This is a genomic window from Sinosporangium siamense (assembly GCF_016863435.1).
Taxonomy (GTDB): domain Bacteria; phylum Actinomycetota; class Actinomycetes; order Streptosporangiales; family Streptosporangiaceae; genus Sinosporangium; species Sinosporangium siamense.
The window spans coordinates 114,604-135,104 of sequence record NZ_BOOW01000044.1 but is presented as its reverse complement, the minus strand read 5'-3'; the positions used below and the strand labels follow the sequence as shown (position 1 = coordinate 135,104).

Annotated in this window: 19 protein-coding genes; 4 read left to right on the top strand and 15 right to left on the bottom strand. The window is 69.3% G+C overall.

Annotation, left to right across the window (positions count from 1 at the left end; genetic code table 11):
- The first annotated feature begins 289 nt into the window (after positions 1-289).
- The gene (locus Ssi02_RS32720) at positions 290-1,066 is read left to right on the top strand and encodes a phytanoyl-CoA dioxygenase family protein (RefSeq protein ID WP_239130206.1); all 777 of its coding nucleotides are present in this window, start codon (positions 290-292) and stop codon (positions 1,064-1,066) included.
- A gap of 9 nt (positions 1,067-1,075) precedes the next feature.
- On the opposite strand, the gene Ssi02_RS39485 is transcribed toward Ssi02_RS32720, so the two are convergent.
- The 3 genes from Ssi02_RS39485 to Ssi02_RS32710 form a co-directional block, all read right to left on the bottom strand.
- Positions 1,076-1,198, bottom strand: coding sequence for a hypothetical protein (locus tag Ssi02_RS39485; protein ID WP_275410775.1), 123 nt, complete (start codon positions 1,196-1,198; stop codon positions 1,076-1,078).
- Between the two features lie 225 nt (positions 1,199-1,423).
- A complete protein-coding gene (locus Ssi02_RS32715) occupies positions 1,424-2,305 on the bottom strand; it encodes a class I SAM-dependent methyltransferase (RefSeq protein ID WP_204031443.1) in 882 nt (293 codons plus the stop codon).
- Positions 2,306-2,549: 244 nt separating this feature from the next.
- A complete protein-coding gene (locus Ssi02_RS32710) occupies positions 2,550-2,918 on the bottom strand; it encodes a DUF2000 family protein (protein ID WP_239130205.1) in 369 nt (122 codons plus the stop codon).
- Between Ssi02_RS32710 and Ssi02_RS32705 the strand changes: the two genes are divergently transcribed.
- Positions 2,910-3,119 carry a hypothetical protein gene (locus Ssi02_RS32705; protein ID WP_239130203.1) on the top strand — a complete coding sequence of 70 codons (210 nt, stop codon included), beginning with the start codon at positions 2,910-2,912 and terminating at the stop codon, positions 3,117-3,119. The two genes, Ssi02_RS32710 and Ssi02_RS32705, sit on opposite strands and share 9 nt — an antisense overlap.
- A 111-nt stretch (positions 3,120-3,230) precedes the next feature.
- Here Ssi02_RS32705 and Ssi02_RS32700 read toward each other — a convergent pair whose 3' ends face one another.
- Complete coding sequence (locus Ssi02_RS32700) at positions 3,231-3,638, bottom strand: RidA family protein (protein WP_204031441.1); 408 nt, start codon at positions 3,636-3,638, stop codon at positions 3,231-3,233.
- Positions 3,639-4,014: 376 nt separating this feature from the next.
- The gene (locus Ssi02_RS32695; protein WP_204031440.1) at positions 4,015-4,689 is read right to left on the bottom strand and encodes a flavin reductase family protein; all 675 of its coding nucleotides are present in this window, start codon (positions 4,687-4,689) and stop codon (positions 4,015-4,017) included.
- A 67-nt stretch (positions 4,690-4,756) separates the two neighbouring features.
- Here Ssi02_RS32695 and Ssi02_RS32690 point away from each other — a divergent pair, with 67 nt between their 5' ends.
- Positions 4,757-5,482, top strand: a complete 726-nt coding sequence (locus tag Ssi02_RS32690) for an ArsR/SmtB family transcription factor (RefSeq protein WP_239130200.1) — start codon at positions 4,757-4,759, stop codon at positions 5,480-5,482.
- A 412-nt stretch (positions 5,483-5,894) separates the two neighbouring features.
- Here the strand turns inward: Ssi02_RS32690 and Ssi02_RS32685 are convergent, their stop codons facing one another.
- The 9 genes from Ssi02_RS32685 to Ssi02_RS32645 all read right to left on the bottom strand — a co-directional run bounded on the left by Ssi02_RS32685 (position 5,895) and on the right by Ssi02_RS32645 (position 18,567).
- Positions 5,895-6,548: a DUF6193 family natural product biosynthesis protein gene (locus tag Ssi02_RS32685; RefSeq protein ID WP_204031438.1), complete on the bottom strand. Its 654-nt coding sequence runs from the start codon at positions 6,546-6,548 to the stop codon at positions 5,895-5,897.
- A 1,231-nt stretch (positions 6,549-7,779) separates the two neighbouring features.
- Positions 7,780-9,057, bottom strand: coding sequence for an NAD(P)/FAD-dependent oxidoreductase (locus tag Ssi02_RS32680; RefSeq protein ID WP_239130197.1), 1,278 nt, complete (start codon positions 9,055-9,057; stop codon positions 7,780-7,782).
- Positions 9,054-10,490 carry an NAD(P)/FAD-dependent oxidoreductase gene (locus Ssi02_RS32675; protein ID WP_204031437.1) on the bottom strand — a complete coding sequence of 479 codons (1,437 nt, stop codon included), beginning with the start codon at positions 10,488-10,490 and terminating at the stop codon, positions 9,054-9,056. The genes Ssi02_RS32680 and Ssi02_RS32675 overlap by 4 nt, the downstream gene beginning before the upstream one ends.
- Positions 10,487-11,905 (bottom strand): FGGY family carbohydrate kinase, encoded by a 1,419-nt coding sequence (locus tag Ssi02_RS32670; protein WP_204031436.1) that lies wholly within the window; start codon positions 11,903-11,905, stop codon positions 10,487-10,489. Before Ssi02_RS32670 ends, Ssi02_RS32675 begins: the two co-directional genes overlap by 4 nt.
- The gene (locus Ssi02_RS32665; protein WP_204031435.1) at positions 11,902-12,699 is read right to left on the bottom strand and encodes a DeoR/GlpR family DNA-binding transcription regulator; all 798 of its coding nucleotides are present in this window, start codon (positions 12,697-12,699) and stop codon (positions 11,902-11,904) included. The genes Ssi02_RS32670 and Ssi02_RS32665 overlap by 4 nt, the downstream gene beginning before the upstream one ends.
- A gap of 33 nt (positions 12,700-12,732) precedes the next feature.
- A complete protein-coding gene (locus Ssi02_RS32660) occupies positions 12,733-13,743 on the bottom strand; it encodes an ABC transporter permease (protein WP_204031434.1) in 1,011 nt (336 codons plus the stop codon).
- Complete coding sequence (locus Ssi02_RS32655; RefSeq protein ID WP_204031433.1) at positions 13,740-15,263, bottom strand: sugar ABC transporter ATP-binding protein; 1,524 nt, start codon at positions 15,261-15,263, stop codon at positions 13,740-13,742. Before Ssi02_RS32655 ends, Ssi02_RS32660 begins: the two co-directional genes overlap by 4 nt.
- Positions 15,264-15,327: 64 nt before the next feature.
- The gene (locus Ssi02_RS32650) at positions 15,328-16,335 is read right to left on the bottom strand and encodes a sugar ABC transporter substrate-binding protein (RefSeq protein WP_204031432.1); all 1,008 of its coding nucleotides are present in this window, start codon (positions 16,333-16,335) and stop codon (positions 15,328-15,330) included.
- A gap of 72 nt (positions 16,336-16,407) precedes the next feature.
- Positions 16,408-18,567, bottom strand: coding sequence for a N,N-dimethylformamidase beta subunit family domain-containing protein (locus Ssi02_RS32645; protein WP_204031431.1), 2,160 nt, complete (start codon positions 18,565-18,567; stop codon positions 16,408-16,410).
- A 480-nt stretch (positions 18,568-19,047) separates the two neighbouring features.
- Between Ssi02_RS32645 and Ssi02_RS32640 the strand changes: the two genes are divergently transcribed.
- Positions 19,048-19,449: a hypothetical protein gene (locus Ssi02_RS32640; protein WP_204031430.1), complete on the top strand. Its 402-nt coding sequence runs from the start codon at positions 19,048-19,050 to the stop codon at positions 19,447-19,449.
- 47 nt (positions 19,450-19,496) lie between these two features.
- Here Ssi02_RS32640 and Ssi02_RS32635 read toward each other — a convergent pair whose 3' ends face one another.
- On the bottom strand, positions 19,497-20,378 hold the full coding sequence (locus Ssi02_RS32635) for an LLM class flavin-dependent oxidoreductase (RefSeq protein WP_204031429.1): 882 nt from the start codon (positions 20,376-20,378) through the stop codon (positions 19,497-19,499).
- Between the last annotated feature and the right edge of the window lie 123 nt (positions 20,379-20,501).

Here is a 20,501-nt window from a genome sequence, read left to right as displayed (position 1 = left end):
ATGTCAAGTGGTGCCTGGAACTTTCCTCAGGCGCGCACGCAGCCCCGGGGGGGTTGGAAACCTGGTCACGTCCGTCTCCTCTCCCGGCCATTACGGCCGCCTCATTGCCAGTGAAAGGGAGAGGTCATAACAAAGAGTAGGAGTTGACTACTCACAGTAATGTTTCCTGGCAGGCGTGTGGCTGTCACCGGAAAGACAGCCCCTCGGCCTGCTTTTACGACCGGCCGGCGTTCGGGATGGCGGAAAACCATTGGCTTTCGCCGTACGGGGATCGTTAATGTCGCCGGGCGTGAAGGTGCTGACTGAGAAACAGGTCGAGCGGTTCGTCGACGACGGGTTCGTCAAGGTCGAGGGGGCGTTCTCCGCCGAACTCGCCGCGCGGGCAAGAGAGATCCTGTGGCGGCAAATGGGGCTGTCGCCGGATGATCCGGCCGGGTGGACCGAGCCGGTGAGATGGGCGAACGATTTCACCGGCCAGGGGCCGTTCGGGGAGGCCATGGCATCGCCCAGGTTGTGCGCCGCCTTCGGTCAGATCGTCGGCGCCGGGCGCTGGAGGCCCCGCATCACCTGGGGCAACATTCCCGTGCGTTTCCCCCGCCTGCCGCCCGCGAACGACACAGGGTGGCACATCGACGCCGGTTTCGGGGGAGACGACGGCACGTGGCGGGCCAACCTGGCATCTGACGGGCGGGCGCTGCTGGTGCTCGGCCTGTTCTCCGACACCGGGCCGGACGACGCGCCCACCCGCGTGCGTGTGGGGTCACACCTCGACGTGCCGCCGATCCTCGCCGCGGCGGGGAAGGAGGGCGTCGACGTGTTCGCCGCGGCCGAGGAGATCGAGCGCGCGAGCCGCCACCGTCCCGAGGTCCTCGCCACCGGCGGCGCCGGCGACGTCTACCTGTGCCACCCGTTCCTCGTGCACGCCGCCCAGGGCCACCGCGGCACGCGCGTCCGCTTCCTGGCCCAGCCGCCGCTCGAACCCGCCGCGCCGCTCGACCCCGGCCGCCCGGCCGCGGACCTCTCTCCCGTCGAACGCGCGATACGGCGGAGCCTGCGCGTGGAGTGACGAGCCCGGTCAGCCGAGGTAGAGGCGGAACGGCTCGTAGACGCGGGCGATGAGCTTCTGCCGTTGAGCGCGCAGCACCTCCTCGTCCTCCTGCGCGAAGACGAACGAGTCGAGTTGTCCCTCGCTGAGCACGCCCGCCTCGACGAGCAGCCTTTCGAGGGCGCGGCCACGCCGGCGCTCGGCCCAGAGTTCGGCGGCGAGCGCGAAGTGGGCCTCGACGAGCGCGTCGTCGACCCTCGAGGTGAAGAACGTCGGGTTGTCCTGCTGATCGACTTTGGCTCGGCGTGGACGTTGCCGGGGGCGGTGGGGCGGGGCATGGGATCTCCCGGGAATCGTGGAAGGGAAGGGGAAGTCGGGCTACTTGGTGGCGACCCTCATGCTCATGTAGCTGCCGCCGCCCTCCAGCGGGTGGTCGGCGACGACCGAGCCGAAGACCTCCGCCAGGGCGCCGGTGAAGTCGCCGCGCACGAAGGCCACGCTGTACGGCTCGCCGTTGAACTCCCGGTCCCAGGCCCGCATGTAGTCGTCCACGGTGAACGCCGGGTCTGACGTGGGGCGCGACATGAAGTCGACGACGACGAACCGGCCACCCGGGCGGAGCACCCGGTGCGCCTCGCGGATGATCCTTCGCGCCATGTCCTGCGGGACCTCGTGGAAGAGGATGTAGCAAAAGACGACGTCGAACGAGCCGTCCTCGAACTCCAGGTCCTCGGCGAGCTGCCGGCTGAAGTGCACGGGCAGGCCCATGCCGTTCGCCCGGAGTGTCGCGTAGCGCAGCATCGCCGGCGCGACGTCCACGGCGTGCACCTCGGCGCCGGGCCACCGCTCGACCAGGGCGGTCGCACTCTGCCCCACCGAGCACGCGAGGTCGAGCACCCGCTCGACCAGGCCGTCCTCGGGCTCGGGGAGGCTGTTTACATATGACCGGTTGCTCTCGTCGGCGTGGGCGACTCGCCGCATGAAAAGGTTCATCGTGTAGTGGTATTGGAGTCCGGCCAGCTCGTTGACGAAGTAGCTGCCCGGCTTGATGTGGAACTCCACGTCGCGGTAGTAGCCGGGATACTCGAAGCCCTCCTTGAGACTGAGCGTGGCCGGCCCGGAGGTCTCCGCCTCCTTGAGCGCCGCCGCGAACACCTCCGCCTGGTCGTCGAACGCGACCTCGACGGCGCGATACTTCAGCTCCTGGTGGGACCGCATCAGGCGGTTGAGGAAGGCCACGATGGGGTGCCTCTCCAGCACCTCCCGCGCCTCCTCGAACGTCGTCGCCGGAGCACCGCTGCGCTCCGCGTGCTCCGCGAGCGCCGCCTTCGCCTTGGCCCGGAAATCGGCACCGAGGTCGAAGAGCCCGAACTCCCGCAGACCGGCGAGGAAGTCGAAGTAGCTCTCGAATATCGATCACGACCTGGCGGCGGCGTCGAAGGAAGGTTCTCGTCAACCGTGCTTCCTTCTGATCGTGGCCGGATTGCCCGGTGTGGGTGGGTGGTTAATCGGCGCCCAGGAGTGGGAGCCGCTTGGTGAGCTTGGTGATCTGGTTGCGCCGCCCGGCGAGGATGAGGGCAACGATGTCGGTGTCGGCGTCCGGAGCCTGGGCGAGGTCGGCCAGGTAGGCCTCGTAGGTGCGGGCCTGGCGTGCGACCTCGGTCAGCGCCAGCACGGTGGTCTCCTCCTTGGCGGAGGTCTTGCGGAACAGGGCCGTCAGTTCCTCGGTTCCGGTGACCAGGACCGGGGTGGTGACGATGCCGGCGTACCGGGTGCCGGAGGCGTCCACGGCGTCGGGACCCAGGGGCAGGTCGCGGGTGGTGCCGGCGGCGACGACTTCCTGCTGCACGTCGGTGTGGGCGACGTGCAGCACCTGCACTCGTTCCTTGTCGACAAACTCAGCAACCGCCAAGAGGTCACCGAGTTCCGCAGCTCCATCATCTACGCCCACGGACAGAAGCGGTCCCTGGAAAACCTGCGCACCATCGACGCCGCCGACGCGACCGACACCCCCGGAGACCGGCCCGGGACGTGCCTACACGTGCATGAGCCCCCCGCTCTTCAAGTCCCCTGACCGGCCCTTCGTGGCCTCACATGAGCAGTCGAATCTGCAGTACGCCTGAGTGCGGATCGCTGGGATCGGCCTGGAGCGGGAGGCCGGCAGGCGTGTCTGAGGCGCCTCGGCTCAGTCGAGAACGGCGGTGGCCTCGACCTCGACCAGTAGATCGGGTTTTCCCAGCGCCGCGACGCCCAGCAGAGTGATCGGCTTGACCGGGTCGACTCCCAGTTTCGCCGCCGCCCGGCCGACCCCTTCGCCTAGGAGCGGCATCTTGTCGGGGGTCCACTCGACGACATAGACGGTTAGCTTGGCCACGTCGTCGAAGGATCCGCCGACTCCGGCCAGGGCGGTGACGATGTTGAGGTAAGCCTGCTCGACCTGGGCGGCCAGGTCGCCTTCGCCTACTCGCCGGCCCTGGGCGTCGCGGGCCACCTGGCCTGCCAGGAAGACCAGCTTGGATCCGGTGGCGATCGACAGCTGGCGGTAGACGTCGGGTTTCGGCAGCCCGTCGGGGTTGACCAGCGTCACGGTCATGTCCTTCTCCTTGCACATCGGTACAGCCTGTTCACTACTCCCCGAACAGTGTCACCGGTCGGTCGAACGCGGTTGGCGCCCTTGATCCCCAATCACCGCTCCAAGTGGCGGCGGCGGTTCGTCCGGCTCCGGCGGGAGGGGCCGATGGATGAGCAGCACGCCGGCCGTCCGCCCCCGATCACCTTGGACGAGGTCGAACAGGTCGTGGGGACACCACCCTGGATCAGCATGCCTTCGCGAAGGACATCCGTGCCTGGATCGATCAGTGGAACGGCAAACCCGCGCCCGTTCATCTGAAAGAAGTCTGGAAGCAGAGCGCCGAGAAGATCCTCGAATGAATCGCCCGATGTCGCCGACGAATTTCTGGCGCGGGACTCTAGTCCCCGGGCGTCTCAATCCGTTCGAGTGTGCGGGGAGTCTGGGTGCGGTAGGAGTGGCCTCGTTCCGGTCCCAGGCCGAAGTAGTGGCGGAAGTTGTAAATGAGCGGACTCCAGGCCGCGGGATCGATGTGGTCGGTGCCGGGAACGACGATCCGAGGGTCGGCGTGGACCTTCCGTACGGTGGCCTCCACAATGAGGAATTCCTCGGAGAAGTCCGGCCGGACCCGCTCGGCGCGGGCCTCGAGCTGAAGAGGGCACTCGGCGACGCGAGGTGGCCGGACTGTCTGGGAGGGCTCGCTGTGCAAGCCGGCGGCGGTGAATTTGTCCGGTTCGAAGCGGCAGCCCTTCGCCTTGGTCGGGGGCACGGGATTCCGGCCGGTCAGTGACGCCAGGCGCTCCACCGCGGGCCATAGGGCAGGTGCGGGCAGGTTGATCACGAGATCGGGGCGGCTGGCGAGATTTCGCGCTGTCTGCCCGTCGCCGCCCAGACCGAGCACGACCGTCTGTCCGAGTGCCCAGGCGGAGGAGATGGGGGCGAGGTTGAACGAGCCGTCCTCGTTCTCCGTCGAGAGGAGTATTACCGGAGTCCCGAAGTACAAGATGCTCGGCTTGATCACCATATGGGGGGTGACCGCCACCGCAGACGGGAGGCCGGCAGGTGCGATGTTCATGGTTGCGGAGCCTAGGGGGCGGACGTTTCGGCAGGTACCGAAGCATGACGAGGAGATAATCGGATGCGTGAACGTTCAGCGCACGCACGCCGCAGAGCCTGATCTGGCCGCCGTGGCCAGGCTCCTGGCCGACGGCACACGCGCGGGCTTCTGCCTGGCTCTGCTCGACGGCCGGGCATGGACGGTGACCGAGCTGGCCCGTCACCGGGGGGTGGCCGTCTCGACCGCGACAGAGCACTTGAACGCGCTCGTGCGGGGAGGCCTGCTCGCCGAGGAACGCCAAGGGCGGCACCGCTATGTGCGGCTGGCCGATTCCCGCGTTGCCGAGCTGATCGAGAACCTCGCCGCGATGGCCCCCGGCCGCTCCACGCCTCCCCGGTCCCTGTCGGCGACCGGCCGCCGACAGGCCCTGGCCCATGCCCGCACCTGCTACGACCACCTCGCTGGAACCGTCGGAGTCGCGATCGCCGAGGCGATGACGGCGCGAGGGCTGCTGGACTGGGAGAGCGGCCTCAGGCTTACCGGCGACGGGAATGCCTGGCTGGGAGAGCTCGGCATCGCCGTCCCGGCGGACACCCGCCGGTCGGCGGTGAGGCCGTGCCTGGACTGGACCGAACGCCGCCCGCACCTGGCGGGTGCCGTCGGTGCCGCCCTGTGCCGCCATGCGTTCACCTCGGGATGGATCACTCGCATCGGCGCCACGCGGGCTGTGACCGTCACAGCCGCCGGCCGGCAAGCCTTCCGCCACCATCTCGGCTTGCCCGACGATCTGCTTTCCCGGAAACGCGAATAGCCACCAGGGGTGGGGACCACCGGCGGTACCCCCCACCTCTTAGACGCCCTCGACGGGCACGCCCGCGTGGGCGGCGACGGCTGAGCGGTCGCGGAGGTTCTACCTGGTCGGCCTGATCCGCCGCCACCGGGTAGCGATCGGCTCGCCCCAGCACAGGCTCACCCCGGCCCGCCTAGCCCTGCTCCACCTGCGCAAAGGCGAGACGCCCGTTGAGGTCGCAGTCAGGCTGGAGGCTCTTGGTTACAGTTTCTCATTCCGCCAGAGGGCTGCGACAACAGTAAAGGCGTGGTCGAAATATTCAGCCATAGCGAAGTTGACGTGTCAGGACCATAAATCGATTCGAGTCGAGATCGGCGCAATTTTCCCTCGATCAAGTTATCCACGCCATTCTCTGACTGATTACGGTTGCATCTTAAGTCAGTAATGACAGTGCGGCGTTGATGGCGGAGTCCATTGATGCTGTCGAAATCATCTCGTTTGAGACCGTATTGCGCACCTTATATTCACCTGAAGACGATTGATGGATCTGAACTACCCCGGCTGCGCGATCATTTTGGTCGTTCATGAAGCATAGAGCCCCGTGGCTCACATAGGGAAACTTCCTCCGCAGGGCGGCGGTCGCATACGTCGCCGCCAGGAGGGCATGAACAGAATCCGGATAGTCAGCGTCAAGCAGGGTAGCCCATTGGGCTGAAACAGGGTCGCCGCTTTCATAGGCTTCGGCGATGCGCTCATAGGACATGAATGGAAATTGGTTCCGCAGTTCTGCGAGGGTGACCTCCTTCCTCCATGCATCCACGACCTTGGCGGTCTCCAGCAGGTCGTCAGTGCCCCCGCTAGCCCAAGCGTGTAGGTCGCTGTAAATCTGCACAGAGAAGCGTCGACCTTCGACTCCGAGGTAGATGGAGATCCTGCCTCGGGTTGCGGTGATAGTCACAGTGCTGTAGCCATCGTCGCTTGATTCGATTGAAGCCGACGGAATCTCAATACCGTTCTCAACCGCAATATTCGCGAGGGCGGATTTAAGGCCACCCTCGACGAACAGATCTGGATAAAATTCTTTCATAACTTCGTCCAACGAACACCTCTAAAGTGTATACGTGCAGGCCAGTAAACTGCCCCGCGAATAGCTGACCAACTAGACTTCTTGCTGCTAAATTTAGATTGATTGATTTAATTGGTCGTTCATGCTAAGCCGCATCGCCGGAACCTACGCTCGATGAACCCGGCGTTGAGGCTCCATCCCGCGCCCACCGCGCTCGACTGGTTGTTGGTCCACGGCTCCTGTCCGTCCATGGAGGACGCGCTGTACTGCAGTGCCAAGGCGTTGCCGCCAATCGAGGGAGGTTCAGGCAGCGGGTACTCGTAAGTATAAGCATGACTACTTGGCGTCGAACTTTTCGGTCAGATGTCGTGACAGATGACCGTGATGCCAATGGTCACGATAGAGATCGATGCTCGATCGACTTGTTCCGGCATCGCCAATGCAATCTGCATCACGACTGGATAACGTTGCTATCTGGTATTCGGTGTTGACGTTCCGTCGCCGATGTTGATCGGAAACGGTTTCGGCTGTCACGTTCCATTAACTTGGAGTGAGGGAATGGCTGCAATTCCGAGACCTTCGACTCCTAGGGGCGACCGCAATCCCGTTAAGTCTTTCTCCCCACATTTGAAAGAATGAGAATGCATCCTGGACCACCGCAGGATGCCGCAGCCGCCGGTACGCAGGGCTTTTCAAATCCAGGCCGCGTTCACTGAGCCTTTTCCATTCTGCTTCCCGCAATTGCGATACGAAGATGGCTTTGACCAGCTGACCTGCACGAAGAGAGCAGCAGCGTAGTTTCCGCAGGATCCGCCGATCTTTCAACTGCGGATTCGCGCGCTCCAGGTCCGCGCAGCCTGGCGTGGGCCAAGTTCGCCGTCTTCTGCGACTGCGGCTTGTTTCTGCCCTGGTACGGCACCAGCACTCGCTGACCTGCTCCTATGTACCTCTTGTCCGCTGGCGCGGCCAGACCGGCGGCTTCCAGTCGGCGTACAAGACCCCATATCCGCGCTGCCTTCAAGTTGTGGGCGGAGCCCGGCAGCGAGCCCGACGTTCACGGCGGCGTGCCGTCGAGCACGAGGAAGGCGTGGCCCGCGCATCTGACCTCCCGAAGAGCGCGATCCAGGCTCGGCGAGCAACGTGCGAGCAGGGCGACAGCCTCGCGGACATAAGGCCATGCGGTGCCGTTCCGAATGGATCAACATCTCGGCTTGCCCGACGATCTGCTTTCCCGGAAACGCGAATAGCCCCCTTAGACACCCTCGATGCGTACGGCGGGGCCGTGGGGGTCGACGCGTGCCAGCCAGGTGGTGGGGAGCAGGGTTGGGCGGGTGGGGATGAAGCGGGACAGGCGGCCCTGCCACAGCAGCCGGTCGCCCTGGACGACGCGGACGGCGGGGAGCCACGCGAACACGTGAGGCCGGAGGATGAGTTTGCCCCGGGCGGGCAGGTCGGCGGTGGAGCGGATCAGCTGGGGGCTGACCCACGAGAGCGGACCGTCGACCTCGATGGGCACGCCGGCCTTGGCCGCCTGGGCCGAGCGGGCGCGGAGTTGGCGGGCCAGCGCGGTGCCCACGTGGCGGCCGGTGAGGGCGGCGACGTCGGCGGTTTCGACCGGGTGGCAGAGGTTGCCGGCGGCGTAGACGCCATCGACGCTGGTCAGGCCGGTGGTGTCCACGATCGGGCCGAGTGTGGAACGGTCCATATCGAGGCCGCGCACCCGGGCGAGTTCGTGGTCGGGGATCCAGTCGCCGGTGAACACGACCGTGTCGCAGGGGATGCGCCGCCGCCTGCCGTCGGCGACGCGTTCGACGACGATGTGGGTCACGCGGGGCTTGCCGTGCACGCCGACGACACGCACACCGGTGAGCACAGGGCCGAAGGCCAGGCGGGCGCCCCAGTGGAAGGCCGCGTAGCTCTGCTGCCGCGGCAGGTCAGTGACGAGCCCGGCGACGTGCACCCCGGCGTGGCGGAGGGTGGCGATGGCGGAGAAGCTGACGTGTTCGGCCCCCACGATGACGGCGCGACGACCGATGGCCTGGTGGTGGAGGTAGACGGCCTGCTGCAGCTGCCCGGTGGTGTAGACGCCCTGGCCGCGGTCGCCGGGCACCCAGCGGGCGGCGCGGGGGCGTTCCCGGGCGCCGGTCGCGAGCACGACGGCCGACGCGCGCACGACCCGCAACCCGGCCGGGGAGGTCACCTCAAGGTCGCCGCCGGCGGTCCACCCGGTGGCCATGGTGTTCGTACGGACGACGACCCCGGCCTTGGCCGCACGCGTGGCGTAGTGCCGCGCGTAACGCGGGCCGGTGAGCACCCGGTGAAGGTCGCGCATGCCGTACCCGGTGTGGGCGCAGTGGCGGGGGACCCCGCCCGCGTCGGTCTCGCGTTCGAGCACCTCGACCCGCTCGACGCCGGCGCGGCGGAGCGCGACGGCGGCGGCGAGGCCGGAGGGGCCGCCGCCCACGATGACGACGTCCGCGTCGTGGATGGTCCTGCCGTCCATCATGTTCCCCCGAGTCGAGTCGTTCACGGCGTGCGCCCCGCCGCGCCGTCGTCCAGCATGTGGCGCACGGCGGCGCCGCAGAAGAACCCCTGGCACCGGCCCATGCCCGCGCGGGTGCGGCGGCGCAGGCCCTCGGCGGAGCGGGCCGGGATGTCGCCCTTCAATGCGTCCCTGATCTCCCCCCGGCTGACCCGCTCGCAGAAGCACACGACCTCGCCGTAGGCCGGGTCGGCGGCGATGCGCGCCGGGTCGGCGGAGGGACGCGGGCGGGTCTGGCCGATGTACGGCATGGCAGGCGGTTCGCCGTCCCCCGGCCCGGCGGGCGACGGCGGCAGCCCCATGGCCTTCTCCATGACCCGCGCCACGTGCTCGGCGACCGCCAGGGACGAGGTCAGCCCGGTCGACCTGATCCCGCCCGCGCATACGTAGCCCTGCTCCGGGTGGAACGAGATCTGGTAGTCGCCGTGCTCGGTCGCCGCCCGCAGCCCGGCGTAGACCGTGGTGACCTCCTCCCCGGCCAGCGCGGGCAGGATCCGGGCGCCCTTCTCCCGCAGCATCGCCAGCCCCTCCTCGGTGGACTGGGTCGCGCCGGCGTCGCCGAGGTCCTCGGCGGTCGGCCCGAGCAGCACGTTGCCGTAGACGGTGGGCGCGACCAGCACCCCCTTGCCGAGCCGGGTCGGCACGGGCAGCAGCACGTGGTTCACCAGCGGCCGGGCCAGCTTGTCGAACACGATGAGCTGGCCGCGGCGCGGCGTCACGGTGAAGGTGTCGTGGCCGAACATCCGGTGCACGGCGTCACTGCCCAGCCCGGCCGCGTTGACGACGAGCCGGGCGACGACCCGGCCCCGGGTGGTGTCGAGGGCCGTGCGTTCACCGAGGGGCTCGGCACCGGTCACAACGGTGTCGAGCAGGAGAACCGCGCTGTGCCGTACGGCCTCGGTGGCGAAGGCGAGCGTGGTGGTCCAGGGGCAGACGATGCCCTCGTCCGGCACCTCCATCGCGCCGAGCGCCCCCGGGCCGAGGTGCGGTTCGCGGCGGCGGAGTTCGGCGGCGCCGAGCAGGCGGGTGCGGGTATAGCCGTTCGCCTCGGCGTTCTCCGCCAGGCCCGGCAGGGCGGCGAGCTCGTCGTCGTTCCAGGCGACGAGGAGGGCGCCGGTCTCCTCGACGGGGATGCCGGCGCGGGCGGCGTAGCGGCTGAGGAGGTGGTGGCCCCGGGCGACCAGCCGGGACTCCAGGGTGCCGGGTTTGGCGTCGAAGCCGGTGTGCAGGATGGCGGTGTTGGCCTTGCTGGTGACGTCGCCGACGTCGCCGCGCGCGTCCAGCAGCGCCACCGAGGCGCCGCGCAGCGCGAACTCCCTGGCGAGTGCGCTGCCGATGACACCGGCGCCGACGACCGCGACGTCGAACTCGCCGGCGGGCCGGTTCTGGCGGCCCGCGGCGGTGTCGTCCGGGCTGGTCACGATTCACTCCAACGTCTGGTGAGGTCCAAGGCGGAACGCCAGTGGGCCATCTGTTCCTGTGCCCACTGCGCGGTCCGTTCCGGTGTGACGACGCGGGCGGGCGGGGGCGGGGGAAGGGACGCGCCGGTGAGGGCGCGCAGTGCCAGGTCGGCGGCGCCGAGCGCGGTGGCGTGGGGGGCGTGGGCGACCTCGACGGGGGTCTGCAGCAGGTCCGCCTGGATCTGCATGAGCACGCGGGACCGGGTGAGGCCGCCGTCGGCGCGCAGCCTGGGGAGGGGCAGCCCGAGGTCGGCCGCGACGGTGTCGGCGAGATCGACGACCTGGGCGGCGATGCCCACGCATACGGCACGGGCCAGGTGGGCCCGGGAGGCCGCGAGGTTGAGCCCGACGAACGCGCCGGTCGCGTCGGGCCGCCAGTGGGGAGCGCCGAGGCCGGCGAGCGACGGCACGAAGGCCACCCCCGCCGTGTCGCCGACGGTGCCGCCGAGGACGTCGAGGTCGGCGGGGTTGTCGATCAGGCCGACGGTGCTGAGCCAGGTGAGGGCCTGCCCCGCGGTGTACGCCTGGCCGTCGAGGCACCAGCGCCGCTCCCCGGCGAGATCCCACGCGAGGGAGCTCGTCAGGCCGTGCGCGCTGCGCACGGGGGCGCCTCCGGCGTTGGCCAGCAGGAACGCGCCCGTGCCGTAGGTGCACTTGGCGTCGCCGGGCTCGCGGCAGCGCTGCGCCCACAGGGCGGCCTGCTGGTCGACGACGATCCCGGCCACCGGTACGGCTGTGCCGTACACGCCGGTCTCGCCGACGATCTCGTCGTTGCGTGCGATGCGCGGGCGCGGCTCGTCCAGCCCGAACAGGCCGAACGCCTCGCCGGACCACTCGGCGGTGTCGAGGTCGAGCAGCATGCTGCGCGAGGCGGTGGTGGCGTCGGTGACGAACTCGCCGGTCAGGTGGTGCAGCAGCCACGTGTCGGTCGTGGTGACGACCCCGGCGCCGGTGCCGAGCCGGTCGCGCAGCCAGCGCATCTTGGGCGCGGAGAAGTAGGGGTCGAGCGGCAGGCCGGTCAGCGCGGTGAGGCGTCCGGCGTGATCGGCGAGGCTGTCGCAGACCGTGCGCGCCCGGCGGTCCTGCCACACGATGCCCGGCGACAGGGGCTTGCCGTCCGTGCGGTCCCAGGCGAGTACGGTTTCACCCTGGTTGGCCAGCGCCACCCCGTCGATCCGCACTCCGGCGGCGGCGACCGCGCGCCTGCCGCCTTCCACCACCGACGTGAGGAGCGACATCGGGTCGACCTCGACCGCGCCGGGCGCGGGGGTGGTGACGGTGACGGGGTGGTCGGCCTCGGCGAGCACGGTGCCGCCGGCGTCGACGACGAGGGCCTTGGTGGAGGAGGTGCCCTGGTCGATGGCGAGGATGTTCACGCGTCCTCCCCGCCTGCGGCCGGGGAGTCCGGGCAGAGCACCGTCAGGCCGGTGTCGCGCAGCTGCCGCACCAGCTCGGGGTCGGCGGAGCCGTCGGTGATCAAGGCGGTGACCCGGTCCCAGCCGCACACCTTGCGCAGCGCGATGTGGCCGAGCTTGGTGGCGTCGGCGAGCACGTAGACCTGGGTGGCGTTGTCGATCATGCGGTGCCGTACCGCTATCTCGTCGAGGTTGTAGTCGGTGAGCCCGGCCGCCGGATGCGCCCCGCCAGAGCCGAGGAACGCCTTGTCGGCGAAGAACCGCCCCACCTGCTCCTCGGCGTCGGCGCCCGAGGTGGTCAGCTCGTCGTGCCGCAGCCGCCCGCCCACCAGGTGCAGGTCGACCTCTCTGCGCCCGGCGAGCGCGGTCGCGGCGCTGATGCTGTTGGTGACGACGCGGCCGGTGAAGGTGGCGGGAAAACGCCTGGCCCACGCCAGCACGGTGGTGCCGACGTCGAGGAACACGGTGTCGGTGTCGTTCAGCAGGGGCACGCACAAGTCCGCTATCTCGTCCTTGGCGGTCTGCTGGAGCGCCTCCCGCTCGACGCGCGGGGGCTCGGCGCTGCGGGACAGGTTGCGCGTGCGCGCCGCGCCGCCGTAGACACGGCGGATGACGCCCTCCCTCTCCAGGAGCACGAGGTCGCGCCGGATCGTCTCGGCCGACACCGAGAGCAGCGAGGCCATCTCGGTGGGGCGCAGCACCTCGCTGCCGTCGAGCAGGGAGAGGATGCGCTGGCGGCGTTCCTCGGGAAGCATTCGGGTTCCTCCAACACCAGGTTCAAGCCGTGATCAATTTCGCCGGAGCACTCGGCGCACCATCCCGGTCCGCTGACCGAGCTGGTCCAGACCCGCCGCGATCACCAGCGCAGCACCCGTCGCCATCGCCTGGGCGAAGTAGGGGACGTTCATCAGCGTCATGCCGTTGCGCAGCACGCCGAGGAACACCACGCCCAGCAGCACACCGAACATCGTCCCGCGCCCGCCGCTGAAGGCCACGCCGCCGAGCAGCACCGCGGTGAGCACCTCCAGCTCGAAGCTCACGCCGAGCGTGCCCGGCGGGGCCGAGTCGAGGCGCGCGGCGTAGAGCACGCCACCGAGGCCGGCGGCCAGGCCGATCACGCCGTACATGATCAGCGGGAGGCGTTTGGTCGCCACCCCCGACAGGTAGGCCGCCTCGGTGTTCACGCCGATGGCGTAGACGTGGCGTCCCGGGGCCGTGCCGTACAGGAACAGCGCGCCGAGCGCGAAGACGCCGAGGGCGATCCACACCGGCACGGGAACGCCGAGGTAGAGGCCCCGGCCGAGCAGCGCCATGCCGCGGCCGAAGTCCGACGGCGGGTCCTCCCGCAGGAACTGCGTGATGCCCCGGTAGAGCTGGAGGGTGCCGAGCGTGACGATGATCGGGCTGAGCCGCGTATAGGAGACCAGCACGCCGTTGGCGAGACCGCCGATCGTGCCGATCGCGAGCCCAGCCAGCACGGCGGCTCCCCAACTCCACTGCTGATCGACGATGAGCAGTCCGGTGACGACGCCGGAGAGTCCGACCGCCGAACCGACAGAAAGATCAACGTACCCCATAATCACCAAAAGTGCCTGAGGGACGGCCACGATGAGGAGCACCGCGCTCGACAACGCGATGTTCTTGATGTTGCCCGCGGTGAGGAACAGGTCCGACTGCGCGGTGAAGAACACGACCATCAGGATGAGGCCGATCAGCAGGGCCGAGCGCAGGATCAGATCGATCGCGCTGCGGCTCCCCCCTGGCGCGGTCTTGCCGCCGGGGACGGTCGTCGCGGTCACGGGTGACTCTCCGAAACGTTGGCGGTGCCGGTGACACCGGTGAGCTGGTGGGCGTTCTGGAGCAGGGCCGCCTCGGTGATGTCCTCGCCGGTCAGCTCCGCGATGACGCGGCCGCGGTCCATCACCAGCGCCCGGTGGGCGAGCTGCTGCACCTCCTGGGCGTCGGAGGAGGCGAACACGACCGCGAGGCCGCCTGCGGCCAGGTCGCGGCACACCTCGTAGATCTGCTTGCGTGCGCCGACGTCGACACCCTGCGTGGGCTCGTCCAGCAGCAGCACCGCGAGCCGGCCGGCCCGCGCCAGCCAGCGGCCGAGCACGAGCTTCTGCTGGTTGCCGCCGGAGAACGCGCCGCCCTTGCGGGAGGCGTCCGGCGGCTGGAGGTCCACCTTGCGCGCGGTCTCGCCGAACAACCGCCGCTCCCGCCGGGTACGGCGAAGCCCGAGCCGGCCGAGCTCCCCGAACGACGGCAGCAGCAGGTTGTCGGCCGCCGAACGGGTGGCCCACAGCGCCTGCCTGGCGCGGTCGGAGGGCACGAGCGCGATGCCGCGCCGCAGCGCGCGGGCCGGTCCGCGGCCGGTCAGAGGGCTGCCGTCGACCTCGATCACGCCCTCGACGGCCGCGAAACGCCCCGCGACCGTCTCCACGAACGAGGACCGGCCCGAGCCGAGCACGCCGTACAGGCCGAGGATCTCCCCCGCCCGCACCTCCATGTCCAGCGGCCCGAACCGGGGGCCCGCGAGGCCGCGCGCCCGCAGCCGCACCGCGCCCAGATCGGAACGTTCCACCTGAGCGGTCGGGGCGCCTGTGCCGCCGGAGATGACCGACACGACACGCTCAGGCGCCAGGTCGGCGACCGCGCCGCTCAGCGCCACCCCGCCGTCGCGGACGACGGTCACCCGGTCGGCGATGCGGAACACCTCGCCGAGCCGGTGCGTGGTGTAGATGATGCGGGCGCCGCGCTCCTTCATCTTCGCCACCTCGGCGAACAGGCGCTCGGTCTCACTCTCCGAGAGCGACGCCGTCGGCTCGTCGAGGATGAGCACCCGCACATCGGTCCTGTGCCACGCCTTGGCGATCTCCAGGAGCTGCTTGGTGCCGATCGGCAGGTCGCCCACCCGCGCCGTGGCCGGCACTCGCAGCCCGAACCGCTCCAGCAGCTCATCGGCCGTCCGGCGCTGCGCGCCGCGGTCGATCAGACCGGCCCGTCGCGCCTCCTGACCGAGGAACAGGTTCTCGGTCACCGACAGCACGTCGATCAGCGACAGATGCTGGTGGATGGTGGCGATCCCGGCCTCGAAGGCGCGGGCGGGGGTCAGGTTGTGCAGCGGCGCGCCGTCGAGCACGATCTCGCCGGCGTCGGGCGTCACCACGCCGCCGATGCACTTGATGAGCGTCGACTTGCCCGCGCCGTTGGGGCCGAGCAGCGCGTGCACCTCGCCGGGCGCGATGTCGAGGTCGACCCCGTCGAGCACGGTGGTCGCGCCGTAGCCTTTGACGAGGCCGCGGATGCTGAGCGTCACGCGAGGCTCCTTCCAAGGGTTCCGGGGGGCGCCGCCGTACGGCACCGCCCCCTGAGCCGGCCGTCTAGCTGTAGTCGCTCATGTAGTCCTTGAGTTCGGCGTGCTCGGCGTCGATCGCGACCGGCGGCACGTTGACGCCCGTGTTGGGCTTGCTCTCCAGCAGATCGGCCGCCACGTCCGTCACGGCGAAGCCGATGTCGCGGATGCGCACGGCGACCGAGACGCGGTAGATGCCGTCCTCCGACACCGCGGTCAGGCCCTCCTTCGAGCCGTCCTGGCCGCCGATGAACACGTTGGGGTCGTCGGCCTTCTTGCCGGCGTTGAGGAACGCCTGGCGGGCGCCGAGCGCGACGTCGTCGTTGTAGCCGAGCACCATGTTCAGGTCGGGGTGCGCCTGCAGCACGGTCCGGGTGATCTGCTCGCCGTCGGTGCGGGTGCCGGCCTTCTGCGTCGACACGATCTCGACGTCGGCGTCGCCGGCCGGGAACACCGACTTCAGGCCGTCGTCGCGCTGCGCGCCGACCGCGAGGTCGCGGTTGTTCAGCACGAGCACCTTGACCGGCTTGCCGCGGTCCTTGATCCACTTCATCGCGCTCTCGCCGAGCGCCTTGCCGCTCTCCAGGCCGCTGAACAGCACCGCGGCGTCCTGGTTCTTCAGCGGGGAGGCGTAGGACACAAAGACCGTGCACTGGCTCCTGGCCTGCGAGGCCAGCGGTTCCATCGACGCCGGCTCCAGCGGGTAGGAGACGATGGCGGGGATCTTCTGGGTGACCCAGGTCTGCACGTTCTGGATCTGCTTTTGCAGGTCCTGGTCGTCGGCGGTGTACTTCACCTGATAACCGCGCTCGCCGGCCCGCTTCTCGGCGAACCTCTTCAGGTCGCCGTAGACCGAGAGCGAGGTCAGCGGGTAGTCGAACCCGATGACCTTCTCGGTCGACCTCTGGCAGGACTCGCCGGAACCGCCCGCGGCGCCGGTGTCCTCCTGCACACCGCCGCAGGCGGTGAGCACGAGCGTGGCCGCGGCGGCCAGGCCGGTCAACCGGCCTGCGCGTCGCATCGTGAATCTGGGCATGGCAAAGCCTCCTCGGGGGCGCCGGAGGGTCTCCGTCGGCGGGGTGGGGGTTGTCGGAAATCGGGGTGCGGGTCAGACCCGCTTGGTGTCACGCGCCGCGAAGTTCGTCAGCACGTTGCGGACCAGCCTGGACACGTTGTTGTCCGAGCCGTTCCAGGTCAGGGAGCCGGTGAAGCAGACCGAGCCGACGGAGAACACCGCACCGCCGCCCACCTGCTCCACCACGACCATGTCGGAGCGCACGTCCTCGCATTCGCTGCCGCCGAGACCCGGCCCCAGCATGAGCACGTCCTCCACGGCGAGCTGGTAGAAGTCGCTGTGCCGGCGCGAGGTGGCCAGCACCGCGGTGTTCGGCGGGCTGCCGAGCGCGAAGTCGCAGCGGTCCAGCTCGTCGCCGCTGGCGCCGTTCATGATGAACCCGAAGTCGCCGATGAGGTGGTCGTCGATCCCCTCGAAGACCCACGCCCACTCGGGTTCGTAGGACAGCGGGGTGCGCTCGAACGGCGGAGCCTTCTCGTCCCAGCCCTGGCTGCACATGCCGACCCCGGTGAGCGCGTTGGGCGAACGCCCGCGCCACCGCCACAGTCCGCCCTGCTCGCCGGTCGTGGAGTGCCGCTGCTCACCCGGCCGCGCCTCCCACGTGCGGATGCCCGCGGACCTGCGCACCTCCAGCACGTGGGGGCGGGCCGGGTCCTGCGAGGTCACCCAGTAGAAGCCGTTGCCGCCGAGGTAGGCCATGGAGCCGCCGCCGGTGGTGTGCCCGCGCAACGCGTCCAGCATGCGCTCGCTGTGATACTCGGGGTGCGAGCCGGTGACCACCACGCGGTAGCCCTCCAGCGCCGCGTCGCCGTCGGCGTGCAGGTCGTGGTCGCTCAGCACGTCGAAGTCGAAGCCCTGCTGCTCCAGCCAGTAGACGAGGTAGAGGTCGGCGCCGAGATGCCGGGGCGCGTTCTGCAGCCACATGCGATAGTCGGGACGCAGGTTGGGGATGGGCCGAAGCGCGCTGGAGTAGCAGATCCCCGACCCGTCGCTGTGATGGTCGTAGAGACTGCCCCCGAACTCCGGATGCTCGGCCAGCGCCCGGTCGTGCTCCCACGGCGTGATGGGATGATCGGTGAGCCCCGCCGCCTCGTAGTCGAGCCGGTGCAGCAGCCGCTCGTTGGCATAGGCCGTGTAGGTGAACGTCGGCACCAGGAACACGATCGGCGCCTTCCGTACGGCGGGAGCCGGCCTGACCACGACCGGCACGTGATCGGTCTCCTCACCGTCGCGCAACCGCACCGCGTAGATGCCGCTCCGCAGATCGGGCGGCAACGTGACGGTGGCCGCGACGGGCCATCCCGCGTCGATCAGGTCGTCGTCGTGGAAATGGACCGCTCCATATTGTTCGGGGGCGACGGTGAAGTCGCTGGTCTCACCGGTCCAGTTGTGTCCCGTCATGGCCCGCGCGGGCATGTTCACCAGCGTCGCGTCGCCACACCGGCCCGACACGTCCGCCACGCGGTCCCCGTCGAATCCGCGGTCGAACATCCACTCGGCGAGCACCTCGCCGCCCGCGCGCAGCGTCGGCCGCTCAAGCTTGCCGTTGAACACGTTGCCGGGCCTGCGCCGTACCCCCACGGTGGGACACGACACGGCGGCGGCGACCACCCCCGCGGCCGGTGAGAGATCGACCCCGGCCTCGCTCTCGGCCGTCACCTCACCGTCGTCCCCCGGGAACGGCTCCAGCGGCGCGGCCCGCACCACGACCCCTTCGGTCCCGGCCACGGCCGACACCCTGTACCAGCGGCGTTCCCGCAACGCACGCTCCACGACGGCCAGCACGGCCCCGTCGCCGTCGAGCACGGCCGGTCGCCCGTGCCCGTCCAGCACGATCGACACGACCGGCGCCCCGTCCTCGCCGACCAGGCCGAGCACCCCTTGCACCCGTCCCAGCTCCGGCGTCGTCGGCCAGACCAGCACCTCGGCCATCACATCGGCCACCCCCGCGGGGATCACCCGGTCGGCCACCATGCAGGACCCCGGCCAGGTCTCCTGTGCGTCGACACGCACCCTCTGCTCTGCCACAGAACCCACGACCTCGGTCACCAGCCCGGGCCCCGCGGGGTCGGTGTCCCCGTGCACAAGCCGCACGAGGTCGACCACCACGTCGCCGCCGTCCCCGGACGCCATCACCGCCAGGGTGTCACCGGGACGCGCGGACAAACGGTCGAGGTAGCTGAACAGCTTCATGGGGGATTTCCTTCTGCCGCCGACCACAGATGCCCGAACCGCCACACGCCCAGGGAAGGATTGCCTGGACAGCTCGGGAGCCCCAGACTACATATGACCGTTTTGCCACACAACCCCCCATTTTCATGATGAGGTTTCCACACACGTGTGGTGAAGATCGGGCTGACGCCGCCACGTCTGGGTGGTTCCGGCCGGCGCGGGGACCTTCCCGCAACTGGGTCCTATAGCGTCCGGGGGTGGTGCCGAACTCCCGTGTGAAGGCCTTGGCGAATTGTGCCGGCGGGGAATCGAGCCGGTGCCGGTGGGCCGGGACGCCGCGCGGTTGCGTACTGCTGCCGCCCGAGCGTCGGGGCCCGGTGCCCCCTTCTCCTGCACCTACTACTTCACCGATATTCGGGAAATGGTTCGCATGTGGGGCGGCGACAGCAAGAAGCGCAGCATTGACTGAGCCGAATCGCCTACGTTGAAGCGGTGCCGACGATGACCAACGCCTTTGAGGCTCAAAGAAACATAGCCCTGGTCTTGAGCGCTGTTCTGCTGACGGCGGCGTGTGGCCGTCAAGCGCATTGGTACGCCATCGAATCCGCGACGGTGGCGAGGGATGGGCGCACGGTGACCGCCACCATCTTGACCAGCCCTCCCGCCCCCGACGGAACATCCTGCGAAGAAGTGACACAGGTTGCCACCGCAGAACATGACGACCGGGTTCTCGTGGGGATCGAGGTTCGCGATAACTGTGAACCGCTCTTTCCGTGGGAGGACGCAAGGATGACGCCGGCCATCGGATATCCCATGAAGAAACAGCTTCTTCTGGAGAAGCCGCTGGCCGGTCGACGTCTCATCGACCAGGCCACCGACCAGGAGATACCCATCATGCAATAGCCGTGGGGCTGTGTGAGCACGTGTGCCCGCGCAGCCCGCCTGAGCGGTTAGGGGTGGTGTAGCAGTGATCTGGCCTCGGCGAGGGTTTCGGTCTGGTGGGGCCAGTTTTCGCCGTCGAGGCTGAGGCCGACCGTGGTGGCGCCGGCTTCGGCGTAGGCGTGGAGGTGTTCCGCAACCTGGGGTGGGCCGCCGACGACGAGGACGGCCGCTGCCTCCTCCGGTGACATGCCGTGCACATCCACGAGGGTGCGGGTGATCGACTCGACTGCGGCGCGGTCGTCGGTGAGGGTCCCGTGGCCTCCCACGGAGATGGCAGGGACCGGGCGGTCCGCCTCGTGGGCGATCTCGCGGAGGCGGGCCGCCGCGTTGGCGAGGGACGCGGGGCTGATCAGGGAGGGCATCCAGCCGTCGCCGTAGAGGACGGCGCGGCGCATCGCCGCCTCGGAGTTTCCGCCGATGAAGATCGGCGGGACGGGGGCGGCGGGGGCGAGGGTGAGTTCCTCCTCCCCCACTCTGGTCGGCTCGCCGCGGATGAGGCCGGGCAGCAGCTGCAGTGCCGTGTCGGTGTGGCGGCCCCGTCCGTGGAGGGGCGCACCGACCGCACGCCAGAACGGTGATCCCGGGAAACCTCCGATGCCGACGCCGAGGACAACGCGATTGCCAGACAAATGCTGAAGTGTCTGAGTCTGTGTGGCCACCCAGGCCGTGGGGCGCAACGGGAGGGTGAGCACGCCGAATTCGAGTGCGATCCTCTCGGTCACGGTCGCCACCCCGGCAAGCACGAGTGGCGCGTCGAAGCCCGGTGTCCCGTTCCCGAGGATGAGATCGGCCACGCCGACCGAGTCGTAGCCGAGATCCTCGAGGTGCCGCGCCATCGCGACGTCGGGCGTGCCGCCCTTTGTCATGGGCAGGCTGGTGCTGATACGCATGGCGATCCTCTTCGGGTGGCCGGACCGGACGCGGGCCACGTTAAAACCTCAAGCATTGTTAAGGTCAACCGTCCCAGGCTCCCGCCGTACGGATCGACCCGGACAGCGAGTCGGAACACCGTC

Excerpts from the sequence above, each read along its gene's own strand:
- Ssi02_RS32640 (WP_204031430.1), top strand. The coding sequence starts at position 19,048 with ATGACCAACGCCTTTGAGGCTCAAAGAAACATAGCCCTGGTCTTGAGC.
- Ssi02_RS32650 (WP_204031432.1), bottom strand. The coding sequence starts at position 16,335 with ATGCCCAGATTCACGATGCGACGCGCAGGCCGGTTGACCGGCCTGGCC.
- Ssi02_RS32645 (WP_204031431.1), bottom strand. The coding sequence starts at position 18,567 with ATGAAGCTGTTCAGCTACCTCGACCGTTTGTCCGCGCGTCCCGGTGAC.
- Ssi02_RS32695 (WP_204031440.1), bottom strand. The coding sequence starts at position 4,689 with ATGAACATCGCACCTGCCGGCCTCCCGTCTGCGGTGGCGGTCACCCCC.
- Ssi02_RS32635 (WP_204031429.1), bottom strand. The coding sequence starts at position 20,378 with ATGCGTATCAGCACCAGCCTGCCCATGACAAAGGGCGGCACGCCCGAC.
- Ssi02_RS32700 (WP_204031441.1), bottom strand. The coding sequence starts at position 3,638 with ATGACCGTGACGCTGGTCAACCCCGACGGGCTGCCGAAACCCGACGTC.
- Ssi02_RS32685 (WP_204031438.1), bottom strand. The coding sequence starts at position 6,548 with ATGAAAGAATTTTATCCAGATCTGTTCGTCGAGGGTGGCCTTAAATCC.
- Ssi02_RS32665 (WP_204031435.1), bottom strand. The coding sequence starts at position 12,699 with ATGCTTCCCGAGGAACGCCGCCAGCGCATCCTCTCCCTGCTCGACGGC.